Here is a 524-nt window from a genome sequence, read left to right on the forward strand (position 1 = left end):
GATTGGTATTATCTATCTGTCTTTGACAGTCATGATTATTGACCATACCCGCTACTCTGGCGGGTTTTTTCATTATTAGAATGAGCGGATATAAGCTTGTAGAAACGAAAAACCCTGCGATCAGAGCAGGGTTTTCTATTGAATCAGTACTGAGTGACTGGTTAGGCAATGTGCGTCATTTTATTAAGCACAAAGGTTTCAATACAACCTTCAGTCGCAGCCATGTACTCAGCGATGTGTTGGCTCGCTAAGTGTTTCTCTAGGTGAGCTTCAGACTCCCAGTTCTCATGAAAAACGAAGTGAGCAGGGTTACTGTTATCTTGGTGTAAGTCGTAGTTTATACAACCGTCTTCAACACGGGTTCTATCGATCAATTTAATCATCTCTGATTTAACTAGCTCAGTTTTGTCTTCTTTAGAGACGATCGTTGCAATAATAGTCAGTTTGCTCATTTTCAATTCCTTAGATTTAAACTCAGTAAGTTAAAGTAATATAAGTATAAATTCAGGTTGAAGAAAGAGTTC

General features: G+C 38.4%; 1 protein-coding gene. It reads right to left on the reverse strand.

What is annotated here, in order from left to right; all coding sequences use genetic code 11:
• Nucleotides 1–161 precede the first annotated feature (161 nt).
• A complete protein-coding gene (locus AB4496_RS29015) occupies nt 162–452 on the reverse strand; it encodes a putative quinol monooxygenase (protein ID WP_009845443.1) in 291 nt (96 codons plus the stop codon).
• Nucleotides 453–524 lie beyond the last annotated feature (72 nt).

Origin of the sequence: Vibrio sp. 10N.222.46.A1 (assembly GCF_041473595.1) — a bacterium.
GTDB lineage: Bacteria > Pseudomonadota > Gammaproteobacteria > Enterobacterales > Vibrionaceae > Vibrio > Vibrio tasmaniensis_A.